At 36.0% G+C, this 14,495-nt stretch carries 11 protein-coding genes; 8 read left to right on the top strand and 3 right to left on the bottom strand.

Features of this window, described 5'->3' with window-relative positions; translation table 11 throughout:
- Positions 1-9 precede the first annotated feature (9 nt).
- From ICJ85_RS12765 to era, 6 genes are all read left to right on the top strand, one after another.
- Positions 10-1,515 carry an aminotransferase class V-fold PLP-dependent enzyme gene (locus tag ICJ85_RS12765; RefSeq protein WP_188224189.1) on the top strand — a complete coding sequence of 502 codons (1,506 nt, stop codon included), beginning with the start codon at positions 10-12 and terminating at the stop codon, positions 1,513-1,515.
- Positions 1,516-1,541: 26 nt separating this feature from the next.
- Positions 1,542-2,492 carry a thioredoxin-disulfide reductase gene (trxB, locus tag ICJ85_RS12760; RefSeq protein ID WP_188224188.1) on the top strand — a complete coding sequence of 317 codons (951 nt, stop codon included), beginning with the start codon at positions 1,542-1,544 and terminating at the stop codon, positions 2,490-2,492.
- A 151-nt stretch (positions 2,493-2,643) separates the two neighbouring features.
- The gene (locus tag ICJ85_RS12755) at positions 2,644-5,214 is read left to right on the top strand and encodes a M1 family metallopeptidase (protein ID WP_188224187.1); all 2,571 of its coding nucleotides are present in this window, start codon (positions 2,644-2,646) and stop codon (positions 5,212-5,214) included.
- On the top strand, positions 5,211-6,437 hold the full coding sequence (locus tag ICJ85_RS12750) for an Nramp family divalent metal transporter (protein ID WP_188224186.1): 1,227 nt from the start codon (positions 5,211-5,213) through the stop codon (positions 6,435-6,437). The genes ICJ85_RS12755 and ICJ85_RS12750 overlap by 4 nt, the downstream gene beginning before the upstream one ends.
- Positions 6,438-6,550: 113 nt before the next feature.
- The gene (locus ICJ85_RS12745; protein ID WP_188224185.1) at positions 6,551-7,279 is read left to right on the top strand and encodes an FKBP-type peptidyl-prolyl cis-trans isomerase; all 729 of its coding nucleotides are present in this window, start codon (positions 6,551-6,553) and stop codon (positions 7,277-7,279) included.
- Positions 7,280-7,420: 141 nt separating this feature from the next.
- On the top strand, positions 7,421-8,305 hold the full coding sequence (era, locus tag ICJ85_RS12740) for a GTPase Era (protein WP_188224184.1): 885 nt from the start codon (positions 7,421-7,423) through the stop codon (positions 8,303-8,305).
- On the opposite strand, the gene ICJ85_RS12735 is transcribed toward era, so the two are convergent.
- Entirely contained in the window at positions 8,296-8,799 is a 504-nt protein-coding gene (locus tag ICJ85_RS12735) for a GTP-binding protein (protein WP_188224183.1), read from the bottom strand. The two genes, era and ICJ85_RS12735, sit on opposite strands and share 10 nt — an antisense overlap.
- Positions 8,800-8,962: 163 nt before the next feature.
- Between ICJ85_RS12735 and der the strand changes: the two genes are divergently transcribed.
- Both der and ICJ85_RS12725 read left to right on the top strand, forming a co-directional pair.
- Positions 8,963-10,267, top strand: coding sequence for a ribosome biogenesis GTPase Der (gene der, locus ICJ85_RS12730; RefSeq protein ID WP_188224182.1), 1,305 nt, complete (start codon positions 8,963-8,965; stop codon positions 10,265-10,267).
- Between the two features lie 304 nt (positions 10,268-10,571).
- On the top strand, positions 10,572-12,971 hold the full coding sequence (locus tag ICJ85_RS12725) for an alpha-2-macroglobulin family protein (RefSeq protein WP_188224181.1): 2,400 nt from the start codon (positions 10,572-10,574) through the stop codon (positions 12,969-12,971).
- Positions 12,972-13,235: 264 nt separating this feature from the next.
- Here ICJ85_RS12725 and ICJ85_RS12720 read toward each other — a convergent pair whose 3' ends face one another.
- Together ICJ85_RS12720 and ICJ85_RS12715 are read right to left on the bottom strand one after the other, a co-directional pair.
- Complete coding sequence (locus ICJ85_RS12720; RefSeq protein WP_188224180.1) at positions 13,236-14,048, bottom strand: TPM domain-containing protein; 813 nt, start codon at positions 14,046-14,048, stop codon at positions 13,236-13,238.
- A gap of 5 nt (positions 14,049-14,053) precedes the next feature.
- Positions 14,054-14,491 (bottom strand): TPM domain-containing protein, encoded by a 438-nt coding sequence (locus ICJ85_RS12715; RefSeq protein WP_188224179.1) that lies wholly within the window; start codon positions 14,489-14,491, stop codon positions 14,054-14,056.
- Positions 14,492-14,495 lie beyond the last annotated feature (4 nt).

Genomic DNA, 14,495 nt, shown 5'->3' with positions numbered 1-14,495 from the left:
TTTTTACGCATGAATGCACTAAAAAGATTTTTTAAATCACAACCTAATACCGAAACAGAATTAGAGAAATATTTCGAACAATTTCGAAATAATGTTGTTGGGGTAGATCAGTACTTTGTTTCTCCTTATGGTAAGAAAAAAATCATTTACGCCGACTGGACTGCCAGTGGACGACTATACAGACCGATTGAAGAAAAGGTGTTAAATGAAATGGGACCTTATGTGGCTAACACCCATACAGAGACTTCCATTACAGGTAGTGTAATGACACACGCTTATCACGATGCCAGAGAAATTATAAAAAAACACGTTAACGCATCGAAAGATGATGTGTTAATTACTGAAGGTTCTGGTATGACCGGAGCGATTAATAAGTTTCAGCGTATTTTAGGAATTAAAGTAAACGAAAACTTAAAAGATCATACTACCATTCCTGATGAAAAGCGACCAATCATTTTTGTGTCGCATATGGAGCACCATTCAAACCAAACCTCATGGTTAGAAACTATCGCAAATGTGGTTGTTATTCCAGCTGATGAAAACGGTTTACCGTGTTTAAACTCGTTAGAAAAATTAGTTCAGGAATATAGCGAAACGCCTATTAAAATTGCAGCTATTACAGGTTGTTCTAACGTAACAGGTATCAGAACGCCGTATCATAAAGTGGCTAAAATCATGCACCAAAATAACGGATTGTGTTTTGTTGATTTTGCGTGTTCTGCACCATATGTAGATATTAATATGCATCCAGAAGATGAGGATGAATATTTAGATGCTATTACGTTCTCTCCACATAAATTCTTAGGAGGACCTGGTACCTCTGGGGTGCTAATTTTCAATAAAAAATTATATAAAAACTTAGTGCCTGATAACCCGGGAGGTGGAACGGTAAGTTATACAAACCCTTGGGGAGATCATGATTATGTAGACGATATTGAAACTCGTGAAGATGGAGGTACGCCTGGTTTCTTGCAAGCCATTAGGATAGCACTGTCTATTCAGTTGAAAGAAAAAATGGGTGTGAAAAACATCTTAGATCGTGAGCATGAATTAAACGATATTATCTTCAAAAGATTATCGGCCATTAAAAATCTAACCATTTTGGCACCAAATCACACCGATCGTTTAGGGGTGATTTCATTCTATATCGAGCATGCACACTACAATTTAGTAGTGAAATTATTGAATGATCGTTTTGGTGTGCAAACCAGAGGGGGTTGTTCTTGTGCAGGAACCTACGGTCACTATTTATTAAACGTAGACCAGCCAACATCTAAATCTATTGAGAAGAAAATTCTTGAAGGTTGTATGATTGAGCGTCCGGGATGGGTGCGTATGTCGGTTCATCCAACAATGACAAACGCCGAGGTAGAATTCATTTGTGATGCTATTGAAGAAGTCGCTAAAAACTTTGCAACCTGGGAAAACGATTATACATATAACGCTGTTAAAAACGAATTCGTGCATAACGGAAACAAAGAAGTTGAAGCAGAGATCACACAAGGTTGGTTTTAATTAAATTATCAAATTAGAAAAAGATTATGTCAGATACAATAGAAAGAGTAAAGTGCTTAATTATAGGATCGGGACCAGCAGGTTACACTGCGGCGATTTATGCAGCACGAGCTAATATGAGTCCGGTATTATACCAGGGGACCCAACCAGGCGGTCAGTTAACAACTACGAACGAAGTGGAGAACTTCCCAGGGTATCCGCAAGGAATCACAGGACCAGAGATGATGATGGAGTTACAGGCACAGGCGCAACGTTTTGAAGCTGATATTCGTGACGGCTGGGTAACAAAAGTAGATTTATCAGGCAATGTTCATAAAGTATGGGTAAACGATGAAAAGGAAATTCACTGTGATACCGTAATTATTTCAACTGGAGCATCAGCAAAATATTTAGGATTAGAATCTGAACAAAAATATTTGAAGTTAGGTGGTGGTGTATCGGCATGTGCGGTATGTGATGGCTTCTTCTACAGAAACCAGGAAGTGGTGATTGTAGGTGCCGGAGATTCAGCTTGTGAAGAAGCACACTACTTATCCAAGCTTTGTAAAAAAGTAACCATGTTGGTAAGACGCGATGAATTTAGAGCGTCTAAAATCATGGCAGAACGTGTGGCTAACACCGAGAATATCGAGATTTTATTCAATACAGAAACCGATGAAGTTATTGGTGACGGACAAGTGGTAACTGCAGTTCGAGTTTATAACAATAAGACTAACGAGAAACATGAGATTCCAGCAACAGGATTCTTTGTGGCTATCGGGCATAAACCAAATACCGATATCTTTAAAGGTTATTTAGACTTAGATGAAACAGGCTACATTATCAATAAACCAGGAACGGCAAAAACCAATGTTCCGGGAGTGTTTGTAAGTGGTGATGCTGCCGACCATGTATACCGTCAGGCAATTACAGCAGCCGGAACGGGTTGTATGGCAGCCTTAGATGCTGAGCGTTATTTAGCTGCTAAAGAAGCTTAATTAAGTCTAAAAAAGTTATTTTTACTCGATATTCAAGAGCAGTGGTTATGAAACCAATTTTTGATATTGAGGTAATTTTTAATAAATAAAGAGCAACCTCGTGATAAAACCACGGGGTTGTTTTGTAAGTATATCATTCTAAATTAAATCCATGAGGAACCTATTTCTTGTTTTAATGTTGGTTTGTGTTGTATCGTGTAATACAAAACCTAGTGAAGAGAATCAATTATTAGTCGAAGGTATTTCATCCGAACTTGCAACCTACAGAAAAAAGCAGGTTTCTGATATTGTTTATAATCTTACTTTCAATATTCCTTTGGAACGTGAGAACGCCATTGCTTCGAACCTTAATTTAAGTGTTCAGGTTAACGATTTAGAACATCCTTTGTATTTAGATTTTAATGAAGACAAATCGCATTTAAAATCGGTTGCTGTTAATGGAGAAAATATTAAAATAAATCATCAAAGAGAGCATTTAATTATTCCGCAGGACTATTTAAAGAAGGGGCATAATGAAGTGTCTGTTGTTTTTGATGCAGGTGAAGTATCACTAAATCGTAACGACGATTATTTATACACGCTTTTAGTTCCTGATCGTGCTAGTACCTTATTTCCGTGTTTCGATCAACCGGATTTAAAAGCAAATTACAAATTAGAAATTACGGCGCCTTCAACCTGGAAGGTGTTATGTGGAGGGGCTTTAGAGTCTGAAGAAACGGTTAATAATTATACCAAACACGTTTATGGGCTGACCGATAAAATGAGCACTTATTTATTTTCATTTGTAGCAGGGGTGTTTAATGAAACGTCTCAAAAACCAGCGGACATGGAAATGACTCTACTGTATCGCGAAAACGATTCGGCTAAGATAGCAGCCAGTGTAGATGCCATTTTTGAACATCATCAAAAAGCAGTTGACTTTTTAGAAGAATATACGCAATACCCGTTTCCGTTTCAAAAGATGGATTATGCAACGATTCCTGGATTTCAGTATGGCGGTATGGAACATGTCGGAGCTATTCAGTATAAAGAATCATCGTTGTTTTTAGATGGAACAACCACTCAAGAGCGTTTATTAAATCGCGCCCGACTAATTGCTCATGAAACAGCACATATGTGGTTTGGCGATTTGGTAACCATGAAATGGTTTGACGATGTATGGTTAAAAGAAGTGTTTGCTAATTTTATGGCCGACAAAACTGTTAATGGGTCTTTTCCAAATATCAACCACGACTTAAAATTCTTAACCTCGCATTATCCAAGAGCCTATAGCGAAGACCGCACGCAAGGCGCGACACCTATTCGTCAAAACCTTGGGAATTTAAAAAACGCAGGAACCCTTTACGGAAATATCATCTACCATAAAGCTCCGATTATGATGCGACAATTGGAAGTAATCATGGGAGAGGAGCCGTTCCGAAAAGGTATGCGTAATTATATAAAAACATATGCTAACGGCAACGCTACTTGGAATGATTTGGTAGAGTTGTTAGATAACGAAACACCTATAGATTTAAAACAATGGAGTGAAGTTTGGGTTAATAAATCGGGAAGACCTGTGATTTCAGATAGTATTGTTTATGATACCAACGGTAAAATAGAGCGTTTCGAAGTCATGCAGCATGCTGAAGATGGAACAGAAAACATTTGGACACAAGCTTTCAATATCGGTTTGGTGTATAAAGACTCTGTACATTTAGAGCCTGTTAATTTAGATGCTAAGCAAATTTCTTTAACGACTTTAGCAGGAATGCCAAAGCCTGAAGCTGTAGTGTATAATTACAACGGCTTAGGGTACGGTGTTTTTCCAACAGATTTTTCAAACCATCATATTTATAATATTAAAGATGACGTGGCTCGTGGTTTTGCATATATCAATTTATATGAGAATATGTTAAGCGTTAATGTGACTGCTATGTTGGCATTCAAAGAGATGTTGGATGGGCTTAAAGTTGAAAAGGAAGATTTAATTATAAATTTAATTTCAGGAGAAATCAAAAGTATTTTCTGGAAGTATTTTACTGCCGATGAGCGTGATTTAATGCTTGAGCCTTTAGAAAGCTTTTTGCAAGAACGTTTAAAAGAAAATCTAGATCCAAGTATTAAGAAAACGATTTTCAATTTATATAAGAGTGTAGCGTATTCTGAAACCGGAAAGGACTTTTTATATCAGGTATGGAATAAAACTATGACCTTAGATAATGTATATTTAAACGAGAATGATTACACGAGTATCGCTTCAGCTTTAGCTATATTTAAGCATGAACAAGCTGATGACATTTTGAAAACGGCTCACGAACAAATTACAAATTCCGATAGAAAAAAGAATTTCGAATTCATACTTCCAGCATTATCTAATGATGAAAACGTAAGAGATGCCTTTATGAAATCTTTGGCAAAACCGGAAAATCGAGAAAAAGAATCTTGGGTATTAGATGCATTAGATTGTATTCATCATCCGTTGCGTCAGCAATCAGGACAAAAGCATTTAAAGTTATGTTTGGATTTGTTGGAAGAAATACAGCTAACAGGAGATATTTTCTTTCCAAAAGCATGGTTAAGTGCAACTATAGGAGCATACACCTCCCCGGAAGCTCACAAGGTTTTACAAGAATTTTTAGCTGAAAATCCGAATTATAGTCCGGTTCTTAAAAATAAGTTATTGCAGGCTACCGATCCGTTATACCGTGTTCAAAACCTATGGAAAACTAAGGAGGTATGATTAAAAACTGGCTAAAAAATATTGGGCCTGGACCCTTGGTGGCAGCTGCTTTCATAGGTCCCGGTACGGTAACCATGTGTACTTTAGCAGGTGTTCAATTCGGCTATGCCCTTTTATGGGCCATGTCTTTATCGGTAATTGCGACAATTGTACTTCAGGAAATGTCATCCAGATTGGGTATTATTACTCAAAAAGGATTGGCACAAACCATACGAGCAGAAATAAAATCGCCAGTCATAAAAGGTCTGGCGGTATTTTTAATATTATCGGCCATCGTGGTTGGTAATACTGCTTATGAGGCCGGAAATATTAGTGGCGGCGTTTTAGGCCTTGAAGCCGTTTTTGGGAAACAAACCATCGATGTGGGATTGTTTTCTTTTAATATATTCAGTGTGCTTATCGGGCTATTAGCCTTTATATTACTTTATATCGGAAACTACAAAGTCATTGAACGCGTGTTGGTAGCTTTGGTTATTTTAATGAGTTTAGCGTTTTTTATTACGGCTATTTTAACCAAGCCTAATTTTCTGGAGGTTTTAAAAGGAGCTTTTGTGCCGACGTATCCACAGGAAAGTATTTTTACGATTATAGGATTAATAGGAACCACGGTGGTGCCTTATAATTTGTTTTTACATGCCTCATTGGTTAAAGAGAAATGGCATGATAAAGGCGATTTAAAGTATGCAAGAAAGGATACTGTAGTTGCGGTAATCCTTGGTGGTTTGGTGTCTATGAGTGTGATTGTGTCTTCAGCAGCGATTCAAACACAAGATATTAATAACGCAGCCGATTTAGCAAAAGGTTTAGAGCCTTTATTTGGAGCATTTTCAAAATACTTTTTAGCTATGGGGCTTTTTGCTGCTGGAATAACCAGTGCTATTACAGCACCTTTGGCGGCTGCTTATGTGGCCTGCGGGTGTTTAGGGTGGACAAGTCATTTGAAATCAACCCGATTTAGGAGTATCTGGATGTTCATTTTAGTTTTCGGTATTGTTTCATCTTCATTAGGTATTAAATCTATTGAAATTATAAAATTTGCTCAGGTGGCAAATGGTATTCTATTACCTGTAGTTGCAGGGTTTTTAATCTGGGTAATGAACAGAACTTCGGTGTTAGGGGTTTATAAGAACAGTTCAAGACAAAACATTTTAGGGTTGGCTATTTTGGCGATTACTGTTTTTTTAGGGTTGAAAAGTATTTTAAAAGTGTTTGAAGTTTTTTAGAAAAGGTATGTTTAACACTTGTAGCGTTAAAAAATCGTAAAAATCTATCCTGTATCTGATATTAAATTTGTTACTTTAGCCTTCGAATTTTTAAACTAATAAAAAATAATATAATGAAATTAATTAAATGTTTAGGCGTTGCGGCAGCTGGTTTAGCAATGGTTTCTTGTAATCAAAATGGTGGAGTACCTAATAAAGCGTTAAAGACAGAAGTAGATTCTGTAAGTTATGCGATAGGTATGGATGTAGCCCGTAACATTAATTCTAATGCTTCAGAAATTGATAGAGAAATCTTTATGCAAGGGTTTATGAATGTATCTGATTCTTCAGATGTGTTAATATCAGAAGACCAAGTGCAAATGGTTTTAAGTCAATATTTCCAAAAGAAGCAGGCCGATGCCAGAAAGAAGCAGGAAGAGGAAATGAAAAAACAAGCTGAGGAGAAATTCGCTGAAAACAAAACTGAAGGTGAAAAATTCTTAGAAGAAAATAAAGCTAAAGATGGTGTAAAAGTAACCGATAGCGGTTTACAATACGAAGTTTTAGAAGAAGGAACTGGTGAAAAACCAACGGCAACATCAAGAGTAAAAGTACACTACCACGGTACCTTAATCGATGGAACCGTTTTCGATAGTTCTGTAGATAGAGGAGAGCCTACTCAGTTTGGAGTTGGTCAGGTAATTCCGGGATGGACAGAAGGCTTACAGTTAATGTCTGTAGGTTCTAAATATAAATTCTATATCCCGCAGGATTTAGCTTATGGTTTCAGACAACAAGGACCAAAAATCAAACCTTTCTCTACATTAATTTTCGAAGTAGAATTAATAGAGATTGTTAAGTAATTTAAAAGTGATCAATCACGATATTAAAAAGCAGAAAATTAAATTTTCTGCTTTTTTCGTTTATAGAAGTTTATTTGTTAGTAAATAGTACAATTAACAAATCAAGGTTGTAAATTTGCAGCAAGAAAATGAAGAGTAGTTATGAGTCATAAAGCCGGTTTTGTAAATATTATAGGAAATCCTAATGTGGGTAAGTCTACATTAATGAATGCGTTTGTAGGTGAAAAATTATCGATTATCACTTCGAAAGCCCAAACCACACGTCATAGAATTTTAGGAATTGTTAATGGTGATGATTTTCAGGTGGTATTATCAGATACGCCGGGTATTATTAAACCAGCTTATGAGTTACAGGAATCTATGATGGATTTCGTAAAATCTGCTTTCGAAGATGCCGATGTACTATTGTATATGGTTGAAATCGGGGAGAAGGAATTAAAAGATGAAGCTTTCTTTAATAAAATTACCAACTCTAAAACCCCGGTATTACTGCTTTTAAATAAAATTGATACTTCTAATCAGGAGCAGTTGGAAGGACAAGTACAGCTTTGGGCGGAGAAAGTTCCCAATGCAGAAATTTTTCCAATTTCAGCATTAGAAGGTTTCAATGTTCAGGAAGTGTTCAACCGTATTATTGAATTATTACCGGAATCTCCCGCATTTTATCCTAAAGACCAGCTAACCGACAAACCAGAACGTTTCTTTATTAACGAAACCATTCGCGAAAAGATTCTTCTGCATTATAAAAAGGAAATTCCTTATGCTGTAGAAATAGAAACCGAAGAGTTTTTAGAAGAAGACGATATTATTCGTGTGCGTGCCGTAATTATGGTAGAGCGAGATACCCAAAAAGGCATTATTATCGGGCATAAAGGATCGGCATTAAAACGCGTTGGTGTTGAAGCCAGAAAGGATTTGGAAGCTTTCTTCGGAAAACAAATTCACTTGGAAACTTATGTGAAAGTGAATAAAAACTGGCGAAGCAATCAAAACCAGTTGCGTCGTTTCGGGTATAATCAAAAATAGTTTTGGGTTAGGGTATTATTCATAAAATTTTTAAGCGCAATCATATCATCTTTGCTTGCCATTTTTCCAAAGGTTCCCGCAATATAAAGGCCTACCCAGGTTACCAGAATAATTGCTATGCCACTTAACTGGGGGAAAATGCTTGTTTTTATTACCCAATTACTGTAGGCCCAGATACTTAAAGCTATGAAAGCACCTGCCAAAAAGAAATGAACAAACATAAAAAAGGTCCATACCGTTGGGTTAGGTCCGAACAAGCCTTTGATTTCAGAGGTTTTTTCGGTTAATTCATGAATTTCCAAATGCAGTTGAGGCGACCAAAAATGCTGTTTGTGCTTGGGGTATTTTATAAATATATGATGGTCTATGTTGGTAATTATAAAGTCAGATTGGTTGGTTTTAGCGTCTTTAAATAATTGTAAAAGCACGTGATGGTTTTCAGGCATTTCAAATTTAAATCTGGGCCTTAAAATAATGTCGTTGGCAGAAGACATGGTTTGTCTGTTTTTATTCGTATAAATTAGCGATATTTACTTAAAATGAAAACATTTTTAATCTTTTCTAAAAAAGAAGATTAGCTAATGTATATTTCCTATTTTTGCAAAAAATTTAAATAGTAATCAAGTCAGTTGTGAAACTGCTTTATCATAAGAGAATATGAGCAATATTGTAGCTATAGTAGGTCGTCCAAATGTTGGTAAATCAACGTTTTTTAATCGCTTAATTCAACGTAGAGAAGCTATTGTTGATGCCGTAAGCGGTGTGACAAGAGATAGACATTACGGAAAAACCGATTGGAACGGCAAGGAGTTTTCTCTTATTGATACCGGTGGATATGTTGTTGGTAGTGACGATATTTTTGAAGCTGAAATTGATAAACAGGTAGAATTGGCTATCGATGAAGCCGATGCGATTATCTTTATGGTAGATGTAGAGTCGGGGGTAACAGGTATGGATGAAGATGTGGCCAATATTCTTCGCCGAGTTAAAAAACCTGTGTTTTTAGTAGTTAATAAAGTAGATAATGCCAAACGTGCTGAAGATGCTGTTGAGTTTTATGCTTTAGGCTTAGGAGATTATTATACGGTTGCCGGAATTAACGGTAGCGGAACCGGTGATTTATTAGATGCTGTTGTTGCGGCTCTACCAGAAAAAGAAGAAGTTGTTGAGAGCGAATTACCTCGTTTTGCAGTAGTTGGTCGTCCTAACGCTGGAAAATCATCATTTATTAATGCTTTAATAGGTGAGGATCGTTATATCGTTACCGATATTGCAGGAACGACGCGCGATTCTATTGATACAAAATATAACCGATTCGGATTTGAATTTAACTTAGTCGATACGGCAGGAATTCGTCGTAAGTCTAAAGTAAAGGAAGATTTAGAATTTTATTCGGTAATGCGAAGTGTACGTGCTATAGAACACGCCGATGTTTGTTTGGTAGTGTTAGATGCCACTCGTGGGTTTGACGGGCAAGTACAAAACATTTTCTGGTTAGCCGAACGCAACCGCAAGGGGATTGTGATTTTAGTGAATAAGTGGGATTTGGTAGAGAAGGATCACAAGTCGACTAAAGAGTACGAGAAGGCCATTAGAAAACAAATTGAGCCTTTTACCGATGTGCCAATTGTATTCATTTCAGCAATGACCAAACAGCGTATCTATAAAGCGATTGAAACTGCTGTTGAGGTTTACCAAAACCGAAGTAAAAAGATTAAAACCAGTACACTTAACGAAATCTTTTTACCGCTTATAGAGAATTATCCGCCACCGGCATATAAGGGTAAATTCGTTAAAATTAAGTACGTGATGCAGTTACCAACACCGCAACCGCAATTTGCGTTTTTCTGTAATCTGCCACAATATGTTAAAGACCCTTACAAGCGCTTCTTAGAAAATAAACTTCGCGAACACTTCGATTTTTCAGGGGTTCCGGTAAGCGTGTATATGCGTAAGAAATAGGTTTGTTAGAGGCTGAGGTTTCTTTTAATTCGAAATAAAGCGTAGTTAAAACAACGCATCAAAATATTAGAAAATCATCATAAATTCAATATTAATTTATGGTGATTTTTTTTGAATCAAATTCTCAGTTCGAGTGAAATTCAATAGAATTTTATATCGAGAACTTATCAATAACAGTTTTGCTGTTATATGCTTTTAATATAATAACGGGACAGAGCAGGTAAGTTGGTTCGGTTTTTATTTTTATATTGGTAAATAAATTCTTTCGTTATAAAGAATGAAAATCCAACTAAAAACCTCACCGTTGAAAAAAACGTTATTATGCTTTAAGGCTTTCTTGTTCTTTTTTTTCAGCGTAGTCACTCTTTATTCACAAAACAAAACTGAAAATCGATTTGTAGAGAAGGTTTATTTACATACGGATAGAACAACTTATTTTCTGGGTGAAGACTTATGGTACAAAGCTTATAATGTTAATGCTAATAACAATACGCTTACAGATAATAGTAATATATTGTATGTTGAGCTAATCTCTCCCGATTCAAAAATTATTTCGCGTCACAAGACCAATTTAGAAATGGGTTTAGGTCATGGTGATTTTAAACTTATAGATTCTATAGGTGTGAAACCAGGTGTATATCAATTGCGAGCATACACCAATTGGAATAGAAACTACGGCGACGATTTTGTGTTTAAAAAGAATATTGAAATTATCGATGTTTTTCAGAGTCATTTTAATACTGAAATCACAGGAACAAAATTAGATTCTAAGTCAGTTGTTGAAGAATCTAATCAGAATATTTTTAGCATTGATTTTTTCCCAGAAGGTGGTTCGCTATTGCAAAATGTGGCAAGCGTTATCGGTTTTAAGGCTGTCGATGTAAATGGGAATCCTATAGAAGTTGAAGGTGATATTTATGATTCCAATCACCAAAAAGTAACCTCCTTTTCAAGTGTTCACGACGGTATGGGAACATTACAAATAATACCGCTACAAGGAAATGCGTATTATGCCATAGCAAGAATAGAAACAGGAGAAGAGCTTTTAGTAGAATTACCCAAAGTGCTTACAGAAGGTTATTTAATAAGTTTTAAGCGCTTTAAAGGAAGAAATATCGTATCTGTAAACACTAACCAAGAAACACTTTCAGCTAATACCAATAGGCAAATCAAGATAATTTTTAGTTCTAAGAGTATTCCATATTTGGAAGTTGAACAAACCATCGGTAAAACCATTACATCTTTTGAAATACCAAGCGATAAATTACCAGAAGGCATCAGCCAGATTACACTTTACGATAACACATCCAAACCTCAAAGTGAACGCCTTATTTACATTGAAAAAGCGCAGGATTTAAGCGTAGAATTAACAACAGACAAATCATCTTACCAACCCAATGAAGAAGTTGAGGTTTCAATAAGTTCAACTACAATATCAGGAGAGCCACAATCGGGAAGTTTTTCATTAAGCGTTACCGATATGAATGGTTTAGAGGATGATAAAAATAATAGTTCAACTATTTGTTCTTATTTTTTAATGGAATCTGATATTCGGGGAGAAGTATTTCACCCAAATTATTATTTTAATCCTGAAAACTCAAAACGTTTAGAGCATTTAGATCACGTACTTTTAACTCAGGGTTGGCGCGATTTTTTATGGAAAACACAACCAATGCAGAATGATACTATAACGTTTAAAGCAGAAAAAGGATTCACGATATCTGGCCGGGTAAAACAATTATTAGGTAATAAACCATCGGTGAATAATAATGTGACGTTGGCTGTAATGAATAATAAAAACTTCAATGCTTTTAGCTCAAAAACAGATTCTTTAGGTCAGTTTCAATTTAAGGATTTAATGTTCTCAGGTAAATCAAATATACAACTCAATTCAAGAAATGAGAAAGGTAAGTATTCAGGAGAGATTTTAATAGATTCTTTGGAAGAAGTGCCAATCCAGGTTTCATATAAAAGTGAATGGAATAGACCGGATTTGGATAATACTGTGATAGAAAATGTTTATAAAAAGTATGTAGAATTTGGTGTGCAGCCAGAGAATGTTTTAAAAGAAGTTACCATTATAGCTTCAGCTAATAAGAAAGAAGATATAGTAGCTAATTACGGTAATTATGGATTTGCAGACAAAAGTTATGTAGCAGATGAGGATGTTCATTTATTTAGTACTATTGGTGAGCTTCTTATGGTAAAATTTCCTAATATTTCTGGAAGTGAAATTTATATTGTTGATGGTCGTCAAATTAATCCAGATGAAAAATCATACTTCGTTGATAATATTCAGCCTGATGATATTGTAAAAATAGATATAATAACTGAAGCGCAAGCAACATTGTTTTTTGGAATAGACGGAAAAAATGGTGTCGTTGCAATTTATACCAAACCAAACACAGGAAACAAAGCTAAAAAAGAAGGTATTTCAACAGTTAAAAAAGAAATAGAAGGTTTTTACAAAGCTCGTAAGTTTTATGTGCCAACTATAAAAAGTGAAAAATCAAATAACAGACCGACTGATATAAGAAACACCATTTACTGGAATCCTTATGTGCATCCAGATAAAACGGGTAAAGCTTCAGTTAATTATACAAATAGTAGCATTGAAACCAAAGTAAAAGTGTCTTTAGAAGGAATTACTACGGCAGGTATTCCTGTAGTTAGAAATACCTATTATACTGTTAAAAGATATTAAAAGGCATCTCGATACACATTTTTCTCATTTTAATCGAAAAACCCACTCGACGTGACGAAAACTGTTTTTGGATTAACGATTTGTTTGTCTGAGTCGTCACGTCGAATGATTTCGATGTGTTAGGAATTGTATCGAGACATCTTTACGTATAAAAATGGTCTCTGTTTTCGATACAACAAATTACAGATTTGCCACTCAAACTGACGCCGATTTTTAATCAATGAAATTCTAAAAAAACCGAAATTCATTAATCAGAAATCTTAATTACCAGCTACCGCCAGCGCCTCCTCCTGAGAAACCGCCGCCGCCGAAACCACCACCAAATCCGCCGCCACCGGAAAATCCACCGCCGGAGCTTCCGCCAAATCCGCCGCGCCCCATATTACTTAAAATAATGGCATCCCAGATATCGAAACCGCCGTGTCTGTTGCCCCCACGTCCATTTCGTCCACCACCACGTTTGTTTTTAGAAAGCGCAATAATGACAAAAATGACGATGATTATAATGAAAAAGAACTTTGAGGAACTGTCCTTTTTTGATGTCGATTGTCGCGTACCTTGGTAAGCACCGGTAAGCACTTCAAAAATAGCGTCGGTACCTTTATTTAATCCTTGGTAATAATCGCCTAATTTGAATTCAGGAATAATAACGTTTCTAACTATTTCGCCAACAATACCAGCCGTAAGGCGGTCTTCAACACCGTAGCCTGGAGAAATCCATATTTTACGGTTGTCTCGAGCTAATAAAATAAATACACCATTATCTTCCTTGGCTTGACCAATACCCCATTTATGAGCCCAACGTGGTGTTAACAAACCAATGTTTTCACCATTTGTAGAAGCAACAATAGCGACTACAATTTGGGTTGAAGTGGTGTCAGAGTATTTGATAAGTTTACGCTCTAAGTTCGATTTTTCGCTGTTAGAAAGTAAATTAACATAATCGTAAACACTGGTTTGCTCTTTAGGTATTTCGGGTATATCGAATTGGGCAAAACCAATACCAAACACAAAAAGGGTCAATACCAGTGTTAGGAAAGACGTTTTCAAATGGTTTAAAGATGATAAAAATTGCATGTTATTTAGCCTTTTGAAATGTCGTTCGACAGTTCGTTTACATCGTCATGTTGCCATGGAAAATGTGTTTCTAATTCTTTCCCTGCTTTTAAAATACCGTCAACCAAACCTTGTTTAAAGTTTCCAGTTTTAAAATGTGTTTGAATAATATCCTTAGTGCTATTCCAGAAATCTTTAGGAACGACATCGTTGATACCCTTGTCGCCACAAATCACAAACGCTTTATCTTCAACGGCAACATAAATTAAAACGCCGTTTTGTTCTTTGGTGTTATCCATTTTTAAAAAATGAAAGACTTCCAAAGCGCGTTTATAAGTATCGCCTTTTGATGTCTTTTCGAGGTGTACCCGAATTTCACCAGAGGTTTTTAGTTCGGCTTTGCGTATGGCATCTACGACTTCCTGTTCTTCGCTTGCAGTAAGGAAATCTTCTACTTTAGACATGGTG

This window comes from Aestuariibaculum marinum, assembly GCF_014596975.1.
Lineage (GTDB): Bacteria > Bacteroidota > Bacteroidia > Flavobacteriales > Flavobacteriaceae > Aestuariibaculum > Aestuariibaculum marinum.
The sequence above is the reverse complement of the archived record's forward strand: the minus strand, read 5'-3'. Positions and strand labels throughout refer to the sequence as shown.